The organism is Thauera butanivorans NBRC 103042 (assembly GCF_001591165.1).
GTDB lineage: Bacteria > Pseudomonadota > Gammaproteobacteria > Burkholderiales > Rhodocyclaceae > Thauera > Thauera butanivorans.
In genome coordinates this window covers 114,074-133,464 of record NZ_BCUG01000003.1, presented here as the reverse complement: position 1 = coordinate 133,464, position 19,391 = coordinate 114,074, and the positions used below count along the sequence as shown (strand labels likewise).

Below are 19,391 nucleotides of genomic sequence, written 5' to 3'. Positions count from 1 at the left end.
TCAGGGGGTGATGGGTTTCGCTTCGCTCTACCCATCCTACGACCCTGCTTGTAGGAGCGGCTTCAGCCGCGATCGGGCGCCTACAAAGCCAGCCGTGTTCGCGGCTGAAGTTCCTGCGGTGAAAGAGGGGTTCGGGCTGCCCATCAAATCTCCAGTCCTTGCTGCATCATCTCGCGCAGCAGGGGCAGGGTGATCGGGCGCTTGCGTTCGAGCGAGGCGGCGTCGAGGGCGTCGAGGACGGCGAGCAGGCTGGGCAGTTCGCGGCGGCCGTGGCGCAGCAGGAAGTCGACCACCTCGTCGGCCAGCCGCAGGCCGCGGCGCTCGGCCAGGGTGGCGAGGATGGTGGCGCGCGAGGCGTCGTCGAGCGGCTGAACTTCGTAGATCAGGCTCTGGCCGATGCGGGTGCGCAGATCTTCGCGCAGGCTCAGTCCGAGCGCTGCGGCCGGGCCGGCCATCAGCAGCGACTGGCCGTTGCCACGGCTGCGGTTGAAGGCGTTGAACAGCGCGATCTGGGCGTCGGGGGCCAGCCGGTCGATGTCGTCCACCGCGACCAGCGCATCGGCGGTTTCGGGCAAGGCATCGTCCACGTCCTCGGCGGCGAGGATGTGGGTCGGGCGGCCGGCTTCCCGCGCCAGCGCCACGCTGGCGCGCAGCAGATGGCTGCGGCCGCTGCCCGGCGCGCCCCAGACATAGACGTGGCGTGCCGGCAGTTGCCGCGCGGTCGCTACCGAGGCCAGCAGGGACACCGCCGCCACCAGTTCGGCGTTGGCGCCGGCAACGAAGTTTTCCAGCGTCGGCGGGGCGTCGGCGCGGATGTCGAGGACGAGTTGCTTCATGGCCTGGCGGTCAATGTCGATCGGACCGCTCATTTGCGGTCCACGTCCTGCGTGATCACCGGCTGTGTCTGCGTGCCGAGATAGACCGGGCTGGCGAACCAGGCATTGCGCACTTCGCGCAGGCCGACCAGCAGCGCCGCGCTGACCGGCAGCGCCACCAGCACGCCGACGAAGCCGAACAACTGGCCGAAAGCCATCAGCGCGAAGATCACCGCCAGCGGATGCAGGCCGATGCGCTCGCCGACCAGGTAAGGCGTCAGCACGAAGCTTTCGATCACCTGGCCCAGCCCATACACGATGCCGACGCCGATCAGCAGCGGCCAGCCTTCGGCCTGCAACAGCGCGGCGAGGATGGCGAGGATCAGGCCGCCGCCGTAGCCGACGTAGGGAATGAACACCAGCAGGCCGGTCAGCACGCCCACCGGCAGCCAGAAGTTCAGCCCGGCGAGCCACAGCCCGATGCTGTAGAACACCGCCAGCAGCAGCATCACCGACAACTGGCCGCGCAGGAATTCCGACATCACCGAATCGATGTCGTTGATGATCGCCATCGTCCGCTCCAGCCACGGCCGCGGCACGATGCGCTGCAGTTCGGCCAGCAGGCGCGGCCATTCCTGCAGCAAATAGAACATCACCAGCGGGATCAGGAACAGATTGGCGACGAAGGCGATCACCGCCATGCCGCCGGTCTTCAGGTGGCCGAGCACGATCGGCACCAGGTCCTGTGCGTTGCTCCAGTTGTCGGCGATCAGTTGGCGCAGCTGGGCGGCGTCGAGCTGCAGGTCGATGCCCAGCCGCGCCTGCAGCAGCGGCGACACCTGGGCGTTGAACATCTCGACCAGGTCGGGCAGGCGGCTCATCAGTTGAACCCCCTCGCGATACACCATCGGCACCAGGATCAGCGCCAGCGCCACCATCACCAGGCCCAGCGCGATGATCACCAGCAGCACCGCCAGTGCGCGCGGCACGCGGCGCGCCACCATCCAGTTGACCGCGGGGTCGCAGATGTAGGCGAACACCGCGCCGATCACGAAGGGCGTGAGAATGGGACCCAGCAGCCAGAACAAACCGGCCAGCGCAATGCCGATGGCGGTCCAGACGAGGGTTTGCAGGCGGTAGGCGCGGGGAGGGTTCATTTCGAGTAAAATCGCGGGCTTGGCGCGGGCGCATGCCACCCGCGAAACACGTAAATGTAGCCACTTGGCGTTGCAGCCTCAAGCACGGGCCGCGGCCAGGGGCGCCGGCCGGGCTCGGCCCCGGCATTTCCGCCAGTCCAGAGGAACGATCTTGAGCGCACCCACCTCCTCCAACCAAGCCTCCCTCTCCTACCGCGATGCCGGCGTGGACATCGAAGCGGGCGACGCCCTGGTCGACCGCATCAAGCCGCTGGCCAGGCGCACCATGCGCCCCGAGGTGATGGGCGGCATCGGCGGCTTCGGCGCGCTGTTCGAGCTGTCGAAAAAGTACAGGGAGCCGGTGCTGGTGTCCGGCACCGACGGCGTCGGCACCAAGCTCAAGCTCGCCTTCCAGTTGGACAAGCACGACACCGTCGGCCAGGATCTGGTGGCGATGAGCGTCAACGACATCCTGGTGCAGGGCGCCGAGCCGCTGTTCTTCCTCGACTACTTCGCCTGCGGCAAGCTCGACGTCGACACCGCTGCCGACGTCGTCAAGGGCATCGCCCAGGGCTGCGAACTGGCCGGCTGCGCGCTGATCGGCGGCGAAACCGCCGAGATGCCCGGCATGTACCCGGCGGGCGAGTACGACCTCGCCGGCTTCGCCGTCGGCGCGGTGGAAAAGGCCGACATCATCGACGGCAGCCGCATCGTGCCGGGCGACGTGGTGCTGGGCCTGGCCTCCAGCGGCGCCCACTCCAACGGCTACTCGCTGATCCGCAAGATCATCGAAGTCGCCAAACCCGACCTCGACGCCGACTTCCACGGCCGCAAGCTGCGCGACGTGGTCATGGAGCCCACCCGCATCTACGTCAAGCCGCTGCTGGCGCTGATGCAGGCCAAGCCCGGCGTGGTCAAGGGCATGGCCCACATCACCGGCGGCGGCATCACCGAGAACGTGCCGCGCATTCTGCGCGACGAACTCACTGCCCGCATCGATGCCGCCAGCTGGACGCTGCCGCCGCTGTTCCAGTGGCTGCAGAAGGAAGGCAACGTCGACATGCAGGAGATGTACCGCGTGTTCAACTGCGGCATCGGCATGGCGGTGGTGGTGTCGGCGGCCGACGCCGACGCAGCCGAGGCTGCGCTGAAGGCGGCGGGTGAAACGGTCTACCGCATCGGCCGCATCGACGCCCGCCAGGAAGGCGAGGCGCAGACCATCGTCGGCTGAGTCCGGCCGTCCGCATTCCGTCCGCCCGTCCCACGGCGGACGCCGAAACCCGGCGGCGAGCCGGGTTTCGTTTTCACCGGGGGCGCGCGCATGCTCCATCGCCTCGCCGCCGACGCCGTCCTGCTGTTGCATCTCGCCTTCATCCTGTTCGCCCCCTTCGGCGGCCTGCCCGCGCTGCGCTGGCGCTGGTCGTGAACCTGGCGGTCTATGCGCTGGTGGCATGGCGTGCCGCCAGCCGACGGCGCTAGCCAGCCCGCATGGTCCGGGCGAAGGCTGCGTCGCGAGCGGGAGCGGCGGCCGGACGCCGGCGGGTCGCGCCGGGGCCTGATGTCTTGAAATGAATGCCCGTTTCGGGGAATGCAGCGAAGATGGCGTTCCGGCCATGGCGGCTGCCGGTACGCCCCACGGCGGCGCGAGTGCCGATGCGCCGCGAAGTTTGTGGTGTCGGAATGTGACCGGTGTAGGCTAACATGGAAAAAGAAAATCACGGGCGCATTCGATGCCGGCTTCTTCTCCGACGGGGTGATGCAGGGGTTTCTTCGACCGCGATCATGACAAGCTAGGACATCCTGGAGCGGTTCGCGAGCGGTTTTCCACGGTGGAGGCAGTGCGGGCCATCTTCGAGGACTGTCGTCCTGCGACGGGTTTTGGGTGCTGTGCCGTTCTGCTGGCGGGGAACTGCGGCGAGAGAGCGCCGTGACGACGGGATATCTCTATGACTCTGGAAGCGTTCGCGAGCCAGCTTGCCGCCTCGACGGCGGAGTTGCCGCTACTGTTCCTGCAGGCGGCTGGCATTGTCGGCATGGTTTCCGTTCTCATCCTGGTGCGGCGCGACATCCCGTTCAGCGACGAGCGCTACAAGCTTTACTATGGACTGGTGTTCGGCGGCGCCGGCTTCCTGCTCGCGGTGCTGGTGTCGGAATTCATCCAGGCTCCGTCCAAGCCCTATCTCCGCGCCGATCTGCTGTTTCTCGCCGGCCTGCTGGGCGGCTGGGTAGGCGGATTCATCAGCTTCGCCTTCATCGGGCTCGCCCGCGTCCTGATCGGCGGCGCGGCCAATCTTGGGCCCGGGATGCTGGACATCGCGATCGTCGCTGCAGCGGGCAGCCTCATGCATGGCTGGTTCCGGCGCCGCTCGCTGCGCACACTCGGCGTGGGTGACGTCTTGTTCGTCTATGCGGTGCGGCTCGCCGTCTCGCTCATGACCGTGGTCGTTTTTTTCCACCTGGGAAACATCGATCTGCACAGCTACCAGACCAACATGGGCCGGCGCATCGTCGGGTCCATCGTCACACTGCCGATGCTGGCCTGTCTGTTCTTCATCCTGCGCAGGGAAGATGGCGTGCGGGAAGAAGAAAGGAAGCGCGAGCAAGCGGTTCGCACCGATCCGCTGACCGGCCTGCCGAACCGGCGCGCGCTGAACGAGTACGTCGAGGCGCTGGCGCCGTCCGAGCGCGGCAGGCCGGCGACGGTCGTGCTCGTCGAGACGGTCAACATCGTCGATCTCTGTTCCGTCCATGGCGACGACTGGGGCGACCGCTTCTGGCCGCGCCTGGCGGACGAGATCGGCCACGGCGAGGTCGGCGCCGCGCTGAAGGCCTACCGGCCGCGCATCTTCCTGTTCGGCGACGCGACGCTGGCGATCGTGCTGCATGGCGCGTCGGTCCCGGAGATCGAAGGCGCGGGCCTGATGGAGGACCTGCACGCCGGCATGACCGCCTCGTTCCAGAGTACCGAGCGGGGGTTGATTCCGCAATTGCGGATCGGCGCCGCCAGCCTGGACACCGACCTGCGGCGGTCGGTGGCATCGACGCTGCGCCGGGCGAGCCTCGCGCTGCGCGGCAGCGACAGCCTGGTGCAGGTCTTCCCGCGCTCGTTCGCCGAGCGCGCGCATGCGGACGAGAGCGTGCGGATGATGCTGGTGGACTGGATCAAGCACGGCACGCCGCCGATGATGTACCAGCCGCAGTTCGAATTGCGCTCGCGGCGCATGGTGGGCGCGGAGGCCCTGCTGCGGGCCACGGATGCCGCCGGCAAGCCGCTGTCGCCGCTCTACGTACTGGAGGTCGCCGAGCGCCACCGCATGCTGGTCGAGCTGGAATGGGCCACGGTCCGCGCGGTGGTCCGCGATCTGACGAGGCTCGACGGCGTGGATCTCGCCGTCAACATCTCCGCCGCGTCCTTTGCCACCGCCCGCTTCGGCGAGCGTGTGGTGACGCTGTTGCGCGACATGGGCGTCGAGCCGCACCGCTTGGCCGTTGAGGTGACCGAAACCAGCAAGATGCCGACCATAGGCATCGTCGAGCAGAACGTCGAGACCTTGGGCCAGGCCGGCATCAAGCTGTCGCTGGACGACTTCGGCACCGGCTATGCCGCACTCACCCTGCTGGCCCGCTTCCCGTTCGCGGAGGTCAAGGTCGACCACTGGATGATCGCCCGGCTGGAGCAGGAGCGGATTCGCGAGGCGGTGGCGCTGGCCTTCGAGAGCGCGCGGCGCTATGGCGCCAAGCTGGTGACCGAAGGCATCGAGACGGAGGAGCAACGGCAGCAGTTGATGCAGATGGGCATCGAGATCGGCCAGGGCTATCTCTATTCGGCTGCGGTGCCCACGCAGCGGCTGGCTGAACTCCTGGCCGCCGAGCAGCGCTGACCCGCCGGCGTGCAACTGCCGTATCCGCATTCCCGCATGCGCGCAGTCCGCGCCAGTGGCCTGCTGGCCCTGGTGCTGTGTGGGCTCACGGCCTGGCTCGTCGCGCCGCTGGAGCCCGGCGTGCTGACCTTGCAGTTCGCCTGGACGCCGCGCGGCTTCGGCGAGATCATGCATGTGTGGCCACCCGAGCACCTCGCCCGCTACCGCGCCCATCTGCCACTCGATGGCATGCTGCTGCTGGCCTATGGTATTTTCGGCTGGCTGCTGGCCACCCGTACCCGGCTGTTTGCCCCCTTGCCCCGCGTAGCGCGTGTCGTCATGCCCTTCGTGCTGCCGCTGGCAGCCGCTTTCGACGCGGTGGAAAACGGCCTGCACTGGTGGCTCACCGAAGTGCCGCGCTTCGGCGTACCTTCGATCTATCTGATCAGCACGACTTGCTCCGTGCTGAAGTGGCTGCTGCTGATCCTGTTCGGCATGCTGGTGCTGTGGGCGCTGGCCTTCAAGGACGGGCGGGAACAGGGCGGCGCTTGAACGCAAACGGGCATCGTTTGGCTGCCTCGGCCCGCAAGGTGCTGAATGTCCGGCTGCTTCTTTCCCTTTCATCCTGAGACCAACATGCCCAGATCGCTCGTCCAGACTTCGCTTTTCCCACCCATCGGTCCGTACAGCCACGCGGTCGTGGCCGGTGGTCAGGTGTTCATTTCGGGCACGCCCGGCGTCGATCCCGCGACCGGCCAGTTGGCCGGGGATGACGCCTACCGGCAATCGAAGCAGATCCTGAAGAACTTCCAGGCCATGCTCGAATCGGCCGGCGGCACGCTCGACGACATCGTCAATGTCCAGGTCAACCTGGTGAATGTGGACGATTTCCACGAGATGAACCGCGCCTACGCCGAATTCTTTGCCGAGCCCTATCCCGCCCGCGCGGTGCTTGCGATCGCCGCGTTGCCGAAGCCGGGCGCGCTGATGACGATGAGCGCGATCGCGGTGCTGAAGGGCTGAGCGCCGCTCGGTCATCCCGGTACCGGGGTTCCTGGTTCAGACGGCGAAGCGCAGACGGGCGTGGTCTTGCTGGCGAGGGGAATGCGTACTTCCTCCCGAAACCCGGCGCGCAGTCTGCGCGGAAAGGCCATCGACCTGGCTGGATTGGCGGTTTTTTTGATTGCATAAGGGTAGAGACGGGCTCGGCCGGCCGTGTTGGCAGGCAAGGACGAGAGTGGTTATCCTGCCTTTCCAACCCAACAGAGCTCGAGGAAAAAATGGAGAATGCCCGGAGTGGCAGCATTGTCGTCATCGGCGGCGGCGCAGGCGGGCTGGAGCTGGTTTGCAAGCTTGGCAGAAAGCTCGGCCGCGACAAGGTGGTTCTCGTGGAGCGGAGTCTGACCCACATATGGAAGCCCACGCTTCACGAAGTTGCCGCCGGCACATTGGACATGAACCAGGAAGGCCTGTCGTATCCGATGCTCGCGTACCAGAACAACTTCACTTTCGTATATGGGGCGTTCTCCGGCATCGATCTCGCGGCGAATGAAATCGTCGTGTCGGCATCGGGAGGCGAAGATGGCGGGCTCGTATATCCCGAGCGCAGGATCAAGTTCTCCAGGCTCTGCATTTCCGTTGGCAGCACGTCGAATTACTACAACACGCCCGGAGCGGACGAGAACACCATCTCGTTGAACAGCCCCCGGGATGCGGATCGCTTCAGGGCCGAAATGATGGCGCAGATGATTCGTGCGGAAAATGAAAAGGCCAAAGGCAATTCGGGCGCCATCGACGTGGTGATCATCGGCGGTGGTGCCACCGGCGTCGAGCTTGCGGCCGAGCTGCGTGAAGCGGGTGGAATCTATGCGAACTACGGCTTCACCCATCTGGAGCCCAATACCGACGTGAGGATCACCTTGCTCGAAGGCTCCGGCCGCATTCTGGCGCCGCTGAGCGAGCGGGTTTCCAATGGGGCGGCCCGTCTCCTGGCCAAGAGAAACATTCAAGTGGTGACGAATTGTCGCGTCAGCCGGATAGAGAAGGACCATCTGCTCGACGCGAGCGGGAAAAGGTACGATTTCGACATGTGCGTCTGGGCCGCGGGGATCAAGGCACCGGACTTTCTTGCTTCACTGGGATTTCCGACGAACAGGATCGGGCAGCTCGAAGTGACGGACAGCTTGAACGTCAAGGGCCATGAGCATATCCATGCCCTCGGCGATTGTGCATCGTGCATGCAGGCCGATGGCAAGCCCGTTCCGCCAAGGGCGCAGGCCGCGCATCAGCAGGCGGATTACGTCTTCAAGGCAATCATGAGCGCCGTCGAGGGGCGCGAGCCCGTGAAGCAGCCCTATTGCTACAAGGATCATGGCTCCCTGGTTTCCTTGGGTACGCAGACCAGCGTGGGCAGCCTGATGGGCTCATTGACCGGCGGGACGCTGTTCGTCGATGGCATCTTCGCAAGGTGGCTCTACATCAGCCTGCACCTGATGCACCACAAGGCCATTCTCGGTTTTGGCCGCACGGCGGTGCTGGCCATTGCCAGAGTGCTCGTCAAGAGAAGTACGGCATTGGTCAAGCTGCACTGATCTGCTTGCTTCTCGCCATCCTGCAGCCGCGTGACGGAATGCACATTCCGTCCGCGGCCATGGCTGCGATCATGGGCAATCCGCTCCAGGTCAATGATTCCCACTCCAGGTACCGGCCGCGTATGAAAACTCCTTCGTTTCGCCATCTCGTCCCGTCGCTCGCAATCCTTGCGGCACTCTCCCTGAGCCCCCTGCCGGCCGTGGCGCAGGAGGTGAAGCCGATTGCACTGGCCGTCAGCGAAGGCACCTCGGGCGGTATCGATGCAGCGGCAGGCCGCAAGAAATACGCGCCGATGGCGGAGCGCCTGTCGGCTGCGCTCGGCAGCAAGGTCGAAGTCGTTTTCGTGCGCGAATTCGCCGAGCTGGAAAAAGGCATGAAGGACGGCCGTTTCGATTTCGTCGTTGCCCGTCCGTCCGACTATCCGGCGCGCGGCCTGCGCGACTACGGCTACCAGTACGTCGCCAATGCCGAGCCCGAGGGCCATTGCATGCTGGCCGTGCCAACCGGTTCGCCGATCCGGACGCTCGCGCAACTGCGCGGCAAGACCTTCGTGCTGCCGGAGGAAGTCGCCTACATGACGCGCTTCTGCCGTGCCGAGTTGCGCGACAAGGGCATCGACCTGGCGAGGGAGAAGGTTTTCTACGTGCGAGAACAGGGCGCGATCCCGTTCGGTCTGGAAAACGGCATCGTCGATGTCGGCGGCATGGCGTCCTACTCCGGGGCGATCCGCCAATGGCGGGAAAAGGGGCACCGCGTGTTGCACGAATCGGTCGGTCAACCCTACATGCCCGTCGTCGCCGGCCCCCGGGTATCGGCCGAGGCGCTGGACCTGGCGCGTTTGACGCTGCTCGGGTTGTCTGCGGACGAACAGGGCAGGGCTTTCCTGCGCCAGCTCGGGATCGACGGCTTCACTGCAGACGGTGAAGAGCGCCTGCGTGCCTTGCTGGAATGGCTGGGGGTTTGAGTCGGGCTTTTCTTTTTCATGAACTGGTCTTTCGTACAACGCGCGCAGATATTCCGCCTTGCCGAGGCGGGTGGGCTGGCGCCGGCACAGCTTGCGCGGGCGGCGGCTTGCGGACCCTTGCAGCCTGCGCCCGACGAGTGGCGGCGGATGCTCGACCGTTTGCTGGCTTTCGGCGGCGCCTTGCTGTTGGGCGCCGGCGTGGTGTTCTTCTTCGCCTGGAACTGGGATGCACTGCATCGCTTCGCCAAGTTCGGCCTGGCGGCTGCGGCCTTGCTTGCTTGCGGAGTCACGGCCTTGTGGGCGACGCCGCGCGGGATCGCATTCCGCGCGGCGCTGTTCGGCGCCTGCATTGCCACCGGCGCGCTGCTGGCGTTGATCGGCCAGACTTACCAGACCGGCGCGGACGTGTGGGAGCTGTTCGCGGCCTGGGCGGCGCTGATGCTGCCTTTCGTGCTGCTGTCGCGTTCGGCGGCCAGCTGGACGCTGTGGCTGGCGGTGGCGAACATGGCCTTGCTGCGCGCCCTCTCGCAGGCTGGGGCGATGGGCCTCTGGGGCTACCTCGACGGTTTGTTCGGCCTGTATTCGCTGTTGCTGGTGGCGGGATTGAACTTGGTGGTGTTGCTGGCCTTCGAGTGCCTGGGGCGCTGGCTGCTGGTCGATGCGCAGCGCTGGATGGCGCGGCTGGCGGCGCTGGGGGTGGTGGCACCCTTGTGCGTGGCGGCGGTGTCGGGCTGGTTCGAGGCCGATTTCCGGCCGGGGCTGATGGTGTTCGTGCTGGCGGTGCTTGCGGGCAGCGCAGTGTATGGACCGTGGCGGCGGGATGTTGCGATCCTCGCCTTGCTGGTCTATGCGGCGATCGCGGTGCTGACCGCAGGGCTGCTGCGCGTGCTCGATAGCTTCGATTTTCTGGCCTTGAACGTCCTGGGGCTGTTCGTGATCCTCGCTTCCAGTGCCGCAGGCTGGGGGCTGATGCGGCTTCATCGTGAGAGCGGTGAAGCGGGCGGTCGCAGGAGCGGATCATGAGTGCGTGCGAACCGCCGGGCGGCGGCAGCCTCGCCGATCTGCTGCGCGAGCGCGGCATCGTCGATGAAGCGGAACGGCAGGCGCTGCTGGCGCGGCGGCCCGGGCCATGGTGGCTGATGCTGCTGCAGGCGCTGGCGGCGTGGTTCGCCTCGCTGCTGATCGTGTCGGCGCTGGTGCTGCCTGCGGCCGGCCTTGGTACGGCAGGGGCCGGCGTGGTGGGCGTCGTGTTGTGCATTGCTGCGATCGCGTCGTTCCGGCGCGGCGGCCTGTTCACCGACCAGATGGGCTTGGCCCTGTCGCTGACGGGCCAGGGTTTGCTGATGTGGACGGCGGCCGAATGGTTCGAGCCCGATGCCTGGCGCCAGATGGCGGGCGTGGGCGTGCTGGTGAGCGGCGCGATGTCGTTGCCGCGGGCAAGCCGGCTGCACCGGGTGGTGTGTGGATTGCTGCTGAGTGTGGCGCTTGGCGTGCTGATCGGTTCCGGGTTCGCTGGCGAGGCCTTCGGTATTGTCCTGATGGCGGTGGCGGTGCTGGCCTGCATCACCCGCGAGCGCTGGGCGGCGCAGCCATGGGGCGGCGTGGCCGGGGCGCTGATGCTGGCTTTTGGCCTGGCTGCGCTGGTGCTGCCGCCGATGCTGATGTGGGCCCGGACAGCGTTCCTGTTCGAGGGGGTGGATCACCGCAGCCCGATGATCTGGCTTGCCGCTGGTGCTGCGCTGGTCTTGATCGTCCTGCTTGCGCATCTGTTACGGACGGCTCCTCCTGCGTCACGCCTGGCGGCGTGCGGCGTCGCGCTGCTGTGGGCGCTGGTGTTCCACGCCGCGCCGGGCCTGATCGTGGCCGTCGGCGTATTCATTGCCGCCTTCCAGGCCAGCCAGCGTACGCTGGCGGGTTTTGCGCTGCTGGCGGCGGTGCTGTACGTGGGCGAGTTCTACTATCTGCTCGACGTGAGCCTGTTGCACAAGTCCGGCCTGCTGGTGCTGGGCGGCGCGGTCTTGCTGGCCTTGCGCGCCTGGGTGCTGCGCATCGGCGCGGGAGTGCGGACGTGAGCCGCCGGAGCTGGTTGCGCATTGCCGTCGTTGCTTCGATGGCGCTGGTGCTGGGCGTGTCGCTGAAGGCGATCCTCGATCGCGAACGCACGCTGGCGCAGGGCCGCGTCGTGCTGCTGGAGCTGGCGCCGGTCGATCCGCGCTCGCTGATGCAGGGCGACTACATGGCGCTGCGCTTCGCCATCGATCGCGGCCTGGCGGGCCAGCGGGACGGGAGGGAGGCGCGCGACGCTCCGCCTGCGACCTACGCCTTGCTGGCGCTGGATGCCGACGGTCGCGCCCGGCTGGCGGGCGTTGCGGATGCGCTGCCGGCTGGCGACACGGTGGCGATGCGCATCCACTGGCGCGACGGCGGCCCCACGGTCGGGCCGAACGCCTTCTTCTTCCAGGAAGGCACGGCCGAAACCTACGAAGCGGCGCGCTGGGGAGAGTTCCGTGTGGCGCCGGACGGCAGCGCGCTGCTGACGCATCTGCGCGACGAAGCGCTGACGCGGCTGGGCGAACAGCGGCGCTGAGCCTGCCCAAGCCGAATGCCGTCCGCGCTGGCCGGTGTGGCGGAGGTCACGGGCGGATGAACTCGGGTGGAGTCCGCGCTGTCTGCTTTGAGCAGCGCGGCATCTGCCTGTGGGACAATCGCGGCGCTCTGTTTCATCCTCAGTCTCGTTTTCCGCCGGATTGCCATGTCGTCTCGCCGCCCCGTCATCGTCGCCCTGTGCGCCATCGGCCTTGCCGGCCTGGCGGCTTACGCATGGTATGCCAACCAGCCTCGCAGCACGCCGGCGGACACTCAGGCGGCGGTGGAGGCGCCGGTGGTGGTCGAGGTGGCGAGAGTGGAAAGACGCGCGATGGCCGACGACGTCACCGCCGTCGGCTCGCTGGTGTCCAATGAATCGGTGGTGCTGCGGCCGGAAGTGGCGGGGCGCATTTCGCGCATCGCCTTCCGCGACGGCGAGGCGGTCAGGCGCGGCGACGTGCTGGTCGAATTGGATGCGGCGGTGCAGCGTGCCGAACTGCAACAGGCGCAGGCCAACCTGACGCTGGCCGAAGCCAATTTCCGCCGTAGCGAAGACCTGTTCGCACGCAAGTTCGTCAGCCAGAGCAGCCGCGACAATGCCCGCGCCGAACTCGAAGTGGCGCGTGCCGGTGTCGCGCTGGCGCGGGCGCGGCTGGCGCGCATGCAGCTCCGCGCGCCTTTCGACGGCGTGGTCGGCATCCGCAGCGTCAGTCCGGGCGATTACGTCAAGGACGGCGACGCGCTGATCAACCTGGAAGACATCGCCCGGCTGAAGGTGGATTTCCGCCTGCCCGAGCTGTATCTCGACCGTGTGAAGCCCGGCCAGACGCTGGAACTGCTCAGCGACGTACTGCCCGGCGCCAGCTTCGCCGCACGGGTGGATGCGATCGACCCGCTGGTCGATGCCCAGGGCCGCGCGGTGCGCCTGCGTGCCAGCCTGGCCAACCCCGAAGGCCGCTTGCGTCCCGGTGTGTTCGTACGTGTGCGGCTGATCCTGGCCGAACGGCCCCAGGTGCTGGTGGTACCGGAAACGGCGCTGGTACCGGCGCCGGGCAACGTGCAGTTCGTCTACCGGGTGCTGGACGGCAAGGCGCAGCGGGTGGATGTGCGCACCGGCATGCGGCGCGAGACGATGGTGGAGATCGTCGACGGGCTGGATGCGGGGGCGGAGGTGGTCACCGCCGGCCAGCTCAAGCTGCGCGACGGTGCGCCGGTGAGCGTGCTGCAGGCTGCCGTGGCCGGCGCGGCCTGAGCGACGGGAGCCGCGACGATGGTCATTTCCGATATCTGCATCAAGCGCCCGGTGTTCGCCACCGTGCTGTCGCTGCTGGTGCTGCTGGTGGGGCTGATGTCGTACTCGCGGCTGACGGTGCGCGAGTACCCGAACATCGACGAGCCGGTGGTGACGGTCGATACCACCTATCGCGGCGCGAGCGCGGCGATCGTCGAATCCCAGGTGACGAAGCCGCTGGAAGATTCGCTGGCCGGCATCGAGGGCGTGGACGTGCTGTCGTCGATCAGCCGCCAGGAGCGCAGCCAGATCACCGTGCGCTTTCGCATCGAGCGCAATGCCGACAGCGCCGCCGCCGACGTGCGCGACCGCGTGTCGCGCGTGCGCCGCCGCCTGCCCGACGACGTCGACGAGCCGGTGATCGCCAAGGTCGAGGCCGACGCCAACCCGATCATCTGGGTGGCGTTTTCGTCCGACCGCCATTCCCCGCTGGAAATGAGCGACTTCGCCAACCGCGTCGTCAAACCCCGCCTGCAGACCCTGCCGGGCGCGGCGGATGCGCGCATGTTCGGCGAGCGGCGCTATTCGATGCGGATCTGGCTGGACCGCGAGCGTCTGGCCGCTTTCGGCCTGACCGTACAGGAGGTGGAGAACGCCATCCGCGGCCAGAACGTGGAACTGCCCGCCGGGCGCATCGAAAGCAGCCAGCGCGAGTTCACCGTGGTGGCACGCACCGACCTGGCGCAGATCGACGAGTTCGAGGCGGTGGTGGTGCGCCAGCCGGCCAATGCGGCCGACTACCCGGTACGCATCCGCGACATCGGCCGCGTCGAAGTGGCGCCGGAGAACGAACGTTCGTCGGTGCGCTTCATGGGCCGGCCGTCGATCTCGCTCGGGCTGATCAAGCAGGCCACCGCCAACCCGCTCGATCTCAAGCGCGGGCTGGAAGAGATGCTGCCGCGGCTGGAGCACGAGCTGCCCGAAGGCATGTCGATGACGATCGCCAACGACACCACGGTGTTCATCGAGCGTTCGATCGACGCGGTGTTCTCAACGATCTGGGAAGCCGTGCTGCTGGTGGCGGCGGTGTGCCTGTTCTTCCTGCGCAACTGGCGTGCGATGCTGGTGCCCCTGGTGACGATTCCGGTGTCGCTGGTGGGCGTGTTCACGCTGATGTTCGCGCTGGGCTTTTCGATCAATACGCTGACGCTGCTCGCGCTGGTGCTGGCGATCGGCCTGGTGGTGGACGACGCCATCGTGGTGCTGGAGAACATCTACCGCCACATCGAGGAAGGCATGGCGCCGGTGGCGGCGGCCTTCAAGGGCGCGAAGGAGATCGGCTTCGCGGTGGTGGCGATGACGATCACGCTGGCGGCGGTGTATGCGCCGGTGGCTTTCATGACCGGGCGCACCGGCAAGCTGTTCACCGAGTTCGCGCTGACGCTGGCCGGTGCGGTGATCGTGTCCGGCTTCGTCGCGCTGACGCTGTCGCCGATGATGTGTTCCAGGCTGCTGCGCCACGAACGCAGCCATGGTCCGATCTACAATGCCGTCGAAGGCTTCCTGAACTGGCTCACCGAAGGCTACCGCAGCCTGCTGGCGGCGTCGCTGAAAGTGCGCTGGCTGGTGATGCTGGCGTTCGCGCTGGTGGCGGGGACCTCGGTGCTGCTGCTGGGGCAACTGAAGAACGAACTGGCACCGCTGGAGGACCGCGGCCGGGTGGTCGGCATGTTCAACGGCCCGGAAGGTTCGACCATCGACTACATGTCGCGCTATGCGCTGGAGATCGAGCGCATCTATGCCAGTCTGCCGGAAGTCGACCGCTATCTGGTCATCACCGGCAACCCCACGGTGTCGCAGGGCATTTCCTTCGTCGGCTTCACCGACTGGAGCGAGCGCGAACGCGGCGCGGCGAAGATCGCCGAAGAGCTGGGACCCAGGCTGAAGGCGATTCCGGGCGTGAATGCCTTTCCGGTGATGCCGGCTTCCTTCGGCCAGAGCCCGCGTTCGCGGCCGCTCAGCTTCGTGGTGTCGACGTCCGAATCCTATGACGAACTCGCCCGCCATGCCGAGGCGATCCTGGGCGAGATGCGCGGCAACCCGGGCCTCGTCTCGCCCGACACCGACCTCAAGCTGACGCTGCCGGAACTGTCGGTCGAGGTCGACCGCGACCGCGCCGCGGACCTGGGGGTGCCGGTCGACGTCATCGGCCGCACGCTGGAAACCATGCTCGGCGGCCGCCAGGTGACGCGCTACAAGAAGGATGCGGAACAGTACGACGTGATCGTGCAGGTCGGCGCCGCCAGCCGCGCCGATCCCCACGACATCAGCGACATCTTCGTGCGCGCCCGCAATGGCGACATGGTGCCGCTGGCCAACGTGGTGAAAGTCAGCGAGGCGGTGGCGCCGCGCGAACTGAACCACTTCGGCCAGCGCCGCTCGGTGACGATCTCGGCCAGCCTCGCGCCCGACTACGCGCTGGGCGAGGCCTTGCAATGGATGGAGCAGACCGCCGCGCGCCTGCTGCCGCCGGGCTACGCCACCGACTACGACGGCCAGTCGCGCGAATTCAAGACCAGCTCGGCCAGCCTGGTGCTGGTGTTCATGCTGGCGCTGGCCTTCATCTACCTGGTGCTGGCGGCGCAGTTCGAGAGCTTCCGCGACCCCTTCATCATCATGCTGACCGTGCCGCTGTCGATGACCGGCGCGCTCGGCGCGCTGTGGCTGACCGGCGGCACGCTCAACGTCTATAGCCAGATCGGGCTGGTGACGCTGGTGGGCCTGATCACCAAGCACGGCATCCTGATCGTGGAGTTCGCCAACCAGCTGCGCGGGCAGGGCCGCGATCTGCTGGAGGCGGTGATCGACGCCGCCGTGCTGCGCCTGCGGCCCATCCTGATGACCACCGGCGCGATGGTGCTGGGCTCGGTGCCGCTCGCGCTGGCGACCGGCGCCGGCGCCGAAAGCCGTCAGCAGATCGGCTGGGTCATCGTCGGCGGCTTGCTGCTCGGCACCTTCTTCACCCTGTTCGTGGTGCCGACGGTGTATTCGCTGCTGGCGCGCAAGCAGCGCGGGGCGGTGGAGCATGGTACGGAGGCGGCCGAGGTACGGGCTTGATCTTTGTTGTTGTTCACAGTCCGGGATGTCGAGCGATCAGAAACTTGACGGACACCACCGCCAAAAGAAAACTCCCTGGCGCGGCTGCGCACAGGGAGTGCATCGGTTGTACTACTTGCCCGTCAGGCCGTGGATTCGGCCTTCTGCAGGATCGCGTACATCTGGTCCTTCAGCAGCAGCTTCTGCTTCTTCAGGACTTCCACCTCTTCGTGCGTTGCGTGCTCGATGTGCGATTCGATGTTCTTGATCTGCTGATCGAGCGTGTTGTGCTTGTCGAACAGGTTCAGGAAGTGGCGGTCGGTGGTCTTGAGTTGGGTGATCAGGTCGCGGTATTCAGGAAACATAGGCTCACTCCGGTGATAGAGGGGAAAGTAAACCGGATCCGTTGACCTCAACTCTACTCCTCGCTAGACGGCCAGCCAAGCACTGCGGCCGGGCGGGCCTCCCGGTTCGGGCACTCAGCCAAACAGATAGGGGAACAGCCGCTGCTTTTCCTCGTCGCTCAGCGCTTCCATGCGCGCGATGTTGCGTGCCGGGATGCCGTCGACGTCGGGATGGTGTTCGATCGCCTTCTCCAGGCTTTCCTCGCGGATGATGTGCAGCAGCGGCCAGGGCGAGCGGTTGGTCAGGTTGCTGGTGTCATCGGGCTCGGTGTCGGCGAACTGGTACTGCGGGTGGAAGCTCGCCACCTGCAGTTCGCCTTCCCAGCCGAACTGCTCCACCCACAGGTCGACCGCGTCGAGGAAGTCGTTGTAGTCGCCGAAATCCTCGAGCATGTCCGGAATCGCCAGAAGGGTGGTTTCCAGCTCTTCCACCGGGGTATCGGACAGGCGCTCGAGTTCGGCCTGCAGGTCGTTGAGCAGGCTTTCTTCGTCGGTGGCGTGGCTGATGGCGATGCGCACGCGTTTCTCGCGCCGCGGCCGGGCGGCGAAGGGACAGAGGTCGAGGCCGATGACGACTTCGTCGAGCCACTGGTTGATGTCGTCGATGATCTGCTGGTCCATGAGGGTTTTCCGTGTGTGAAAGAGGCGTTCAGGCGGCGATCAGTTGCAGCGCGGTGTAGAGGACGGCGTCGGCGAGATCCGGGCGCAGGCAGTCGAGTTCGACCAGGCCGGGCCAGGTCTCGCGGAACTGGCGCTGCCAGGTGAGCTGGCGCTTGGCGAGCTGGCGGGTGGCGGCGATGCCCTTGAAGCGCAGCTCGTCGTAGCCGATGTCGCCGTCGAGGTATTCCCAGGCCTGGCGGTAGCCGACGCAGCGCATCGAGGGCATCTCCGGGTTCAGCCGGTAGGTCCTGCGCAACCGGCGGACTTCGTCGACGAAGCCGCTGTGCAGCATGGTGTCGAAGCGTTCGGCGATGCGCGCGTGCAGCACGCCGCGGTCCGAGGGCGCGAGCGCCATCGCCAGCAGGCGGCAGGGCAGGGCCTCGTCTTCCTTGCGGGCATAGCTTTCGGCCAGCGGCCGGCCGGTGAGGCGGACGATTTCGAGTGCGCGCTGGATGCGCTGGGCATCGCTGGGCTCCAGCCGCGCGGCGGCGGCAGGGTCGAGGCGGGCGAGTTCGGCGTGCAGCGCCGGCCAGCCATGCGCGGCGGCGGTTTCGTCGATGGCGCGGCGCAGTCCGGCATTCGCCGCCGGCAGGTCGGACAGCCCGTCGCGCAGCGCCTTGAAGTACAGCATGGTGCCGCCGGCCAGCAGCGGGATGCGGCCGCGCGCGTTGATCTCGCGCATCAGGCGGATGGCGTCGGCGCGGAAGCGTGCAGCCGAATAGCTTTCTTCCGGCGACACGATGTCGATCAGGTGGTGGGGACAGGCCGCACGCTCCTCGGCGCTGGGCTTGGCCGTGCCGATGTCCATGTCGCGGTACACCAGCGCGGAGTCGACGCTGATGATCTCGACCGGCAGGCGGCGGGCGATGGCGAGCGCACAGGCGGTCTTGCCGCTGGCGGTGGGGCCGAGCAGCAGCAGGGCGGGCGGGAGCGTGGGGGGCGGCGTGTCGGTCACGGCATGAGAAGGGCGAGGAAGGAATCAAGCACCCGGACGAGGCAACTGATCGAGGCAGTTGGCCGGCATCCGGCTGGGGCGGATTATCCGCTGCTTGGCAGGCCTTGGGCAAAGCGATGGCAAGGGAGTCTGCGCCCTCGGTCATTGATGATGCTGTTCGTATTATGATTGTGGTATTTACATGGACCCTTTATCCCATGCCGCGCGAAGATCCGTTCCGCTGCAGGCGGCGTTTGCTGCGTGCGCTCTGCCTGCTGCCGGCCTGCCTGTTGCCGGGGCGATCGCCTGCCGCCGTGCCGGCGCTGATGCTGGCCGGCCGCTGGCATGACGGACTCGATCCTTCGGCCTATTGGGTGAGCGAGAAGCTGGATGGCGTCAGGGCTTATTGGGATGGACAACAACTGTACTTTCGCAGCGGGCGGCCGATTGCTGCGCCGGCGTGGTTCGTCGCCGGCCTGCCGGCGGTGCCGCTCGACGGCGAGCTGTGGCTCGGCCGGGGGCGCTTCGAGCAGCTGTCGGGGCTGGTACGTCGCGAGGCGGCGGCCGAACAGGGTTGGCGCCGGGTGCGTTACATGGTGTTCGATCTGCCGGGCCGGCCGGGGCCGTTCGACGAACGCCTGCGGGCGCTGCAGGCGCTGGTCGAGACGGCCGGCATTGCGCACCTGCAGGCCGTGCCGCAGTTCCGCGTGGAAAGCCGCGCAGCGCTGGCAGCCACGCTCGCCCGCGTCGTCGCCGCGGGAGGCGAGGGCCTGATGCTGCATCGTGCCGACGCCTGGCGGCAGCCGGGCCGCGGCGATGCGATCCTGAAGCTGACGCCCTTCCTCGATGCCGAAGCCCGGGTCGTCGGATACCTGCCGGGCAAGGGCAGGCACAACGGCGTGCTGGGCGCGCTGGAAGTGGAATCGGCCGATGGACGACGTTTTCGTCTCGGCACAGGGTTCAGCGATGCCGAGCGGCGCGATCCGCCGGCGATCGGCAGCGTGGTGACTTACCGCTATCGTGAGCTGACTGCGCAGGGTGTACCGCGCTTTCCGGTGTTCCTGCGTGTTCGCGATGGCGGGACGGACTGAACCGGCTTCATTCTGACTGAAT

General features: G+C 67.1%; 18 protein-coding genes. 13 read left to right on the top strand and 5 right to left on the bottom strand.

All coding sequences use genetic code 11. The annotated features are described in order from the left end of the window. Positions 1–143: 143 nt before the first annotated feature. Both hda and TBU01S_RS01985 read right to left on the bottom strand, forming a co-directional pair. Positions 144–836, bottom strand: a complete 693-nt coding sequence (gene hda / locus TBU01S_RS01990; RefSeq protein ID WP_068635009.1) for a DnaA regulatory inactivator Hda — start codon at positions 834–836, stop codon at positions 144–146. A 29-nt stretch (positions 837–865) separates the two neighbouring features. Beyond that, entirely contained in the window at positions 866–1,972 is a 1,107-nt protein-coding gene (locus TBU01S_RS01985) for an AI-2E family transporter (RefSeq protein ID WP_068634965.1), read from the bottom strand. 151 nt (positions 1,973–2,123) lie between these two features. Between TBU01S_RS01985 and purM the strand changes: the two genes are divergently transcribed. The 12 genes from purM to TBU01S_RS01930 all read left to right on the top strand — a co-directional run bounded on the left by purM (position 2,124) and on the right by TBU01S_RS01930 (position 16,301). Then, entirely contained in the window at positions 2,124–3,182 is a 1,059-nt protein-coding gene (gene purM, locus TBU01S_RS01980; protein WP_068634964.1) for a phosphoribosylformylglycinamidine cyclo-ligase, read from the top strand. Positions 3,183–3,272: 90 nt separating this feature from the next. After that, positions 3,273–3,377: a DUF2784 family protein gene (locus tag TBU01S_RS23695; protein WP_245650820.1), complete on the top strand. Its 105-nt coding sequence runs from the start codon at positions 3,273–3,275 to the stop codon at positions 3,375–3,377. A 520-nt stretch (positions 3,378–3,897) separates the two neighbouring features. Continuing rightward, a complete protein-coding gene (locus tag TBU01S_RS01975; protein ID WP_068634963.1) occupies positions 3,898–5,832 on the top strand; it encodes a bifunctional diguanylate cyclase/phosphodiesterase in 1,935 nt (644 codons plus the stop codon). Between the two features lie 36 nt (positions 5,833–5,868). Then, the gene (locus tag TBU01S_RS01970; protein ID WP_068634962.1) at positions 5,869–6,363 is read left to right on the top strand and encodes a hypothetical protein; all 495 of its coding nucleotides are present in this window, start codon (positions 5,869–5,871) and stop codon (positions 6,361–6,363) included. 84 nt (positions 6,364–6,447) lie between these two features. Continuing rightward, the gene (locus TBU01S_RS01965; RefSeq protein ID WP_068635008.1) at positions 6,448–6,834 is read left to right on the top strand and encodes a RidA family protein; all 387 of its coding nucleotides are present in this window, start codon (positions 6,448–6,450) and stop codon (positions 6,832–6,834) included. Between the two features lie 257 nt (positions 6,835–7,091). Continuing rightward, entirely contained in the window at positions 7,092–8,402 is a 1,311-nt protein-coding gene (locus TBU01S_RS01960; protein WP_068634961.1) for an NAD(P)/FAD-dependent oxidoreductase, read from the top strand. 212 nt (positions 8,403–8,614) lie between these two features. Beyond that, entirely contained in the window at positions 8,615–9,367 is a 753-nt protein-coding gene (locus TBU01S_RS01955; RefSeq protein ID WP_245650819.1) for a phosphate/phosphite/phosphonate ABC transporter substrate-binding protein, read from the top strand. 18 nt (positions 9,368–9,385) lie between these two features. Beyond that, entirely contained in the window at positions 9,386–10,390 is a 1,005-nt protein-coding gene (locus TBU01S_RS01950; RefSeq protein WP_068634959.1) for a DUF2157 domain-containing protein, read from the top strand. Beyond that, complete coding sequence (locus tag TBU01S_RS01945) at positions 10,387–11,439, top strand: DUF4401 domain-containing protein (RefSeq protein WP_068634958.1); 1,053 nt, start codon at positions 10,387–10,389, stop codon at positions 11,437–11,439. Before TBU01S_RS01950 ends, TBU01S_RS01945 begins: the two co-directional genes overlap by 4 nt. Then, entirely contained in the window at positions 11,436–11,954 is a 519-nt protein-coding gene (locus TBU01S_RS01940) for a GDYXXLXY domain-containing protein (RefSeq protein WP_245650818.1), read from the top strand. Before TBU01S_RS01945 ends, TBU01S_RS01940 begins: the two co-directional genes overlap by 4 nt. A gap of 165 nt (positions 11,955–12,119) precedes the next feature. Further along, positions 12,120–13,205, top strand: a complete 1,086-nt coding sequence (locus tag TBU01S_RS01935) for an efflux RND transporter periplasmic adaptor subunit (protein WP_068634956.1) — start codon at positions 12,120–12,122, stop codon at positions 13,203–13,205. Between the two features lie 18 nt (positions 13,206–13,223). After that, a complete protein-coding gene (locus tag TBU01S_RS01930; protein ID WP_068634955.1) occupies positions 13,224–16,301 on the top strand; it encodes an efflux RND transporter permease subunit in 3,078 nt (1,025 codons plus the stop codon). Positions 16,302–16,423: 122 nt separating this feature from the next. Here the strand turns inward: TBU01S_RS01930 and TBU01S_RS01925 are convergent, their stop codons facing one another. The 3 genes from TBU01S_RS01925 to miaA form a co-directional block, all read right to left on the bottom strand. After that, on the bottom strand, positions 16,424–16,645 hold the full coding sequence (locus tag TBU01S_RS01925; protein ID WP_068634954.1) for an HP1242/YdcH family protein: 222 nt from the start codon (positions 16,643–16,645) through the stop codon (positions 16,424–16,426). A 114-nt stretch (positions 16,646–16,759) separates the two neighbouring features. Continuing rightward, positions 16,760–17,305, bottom strand: coding sequence for a DUF1415 domain-containing protein (locus TBU01S_RS01920; protein WP_068634953.1), 546 nt, complete (start codon positions 17,303–17,305; stop codon positions 16,760–16,762). Positions 17,306–17,333: 28 nt separating this feature from the next. Continuing rightward, entirely contained in the window at positions 17,334–18,299 is a 966-nt protein-coding gene (gene miaA, locus TBU01S_RS01915; RefSeq protein ID WP_068634952.1) for a tRNA (adenosine(37)-N6)-dimethylallyltransferase MiaA, read from the bottom strand. A 197-nt stretch (positions 18,300–18,496) separates the two neighbouring features. Here miaA and TBU01S_RS01910 point away from each other — a divergent pair, with 197 nt between their 5' ends. Beyond that, positions 18,497–19,369 carry a DNA ligase gene (locus tag TBU01S_RS01910; protein ID WP_068634951.1) on the top strand — a complete coding sequence of 291 codons (873 nt, stop codon included), beginning with the start codon at positions 18,497–18,499 and terminating at the stop codon, positions 19,367–19,369. Positions 19,370–19,391: the final 22 nt, after the last annotated feature.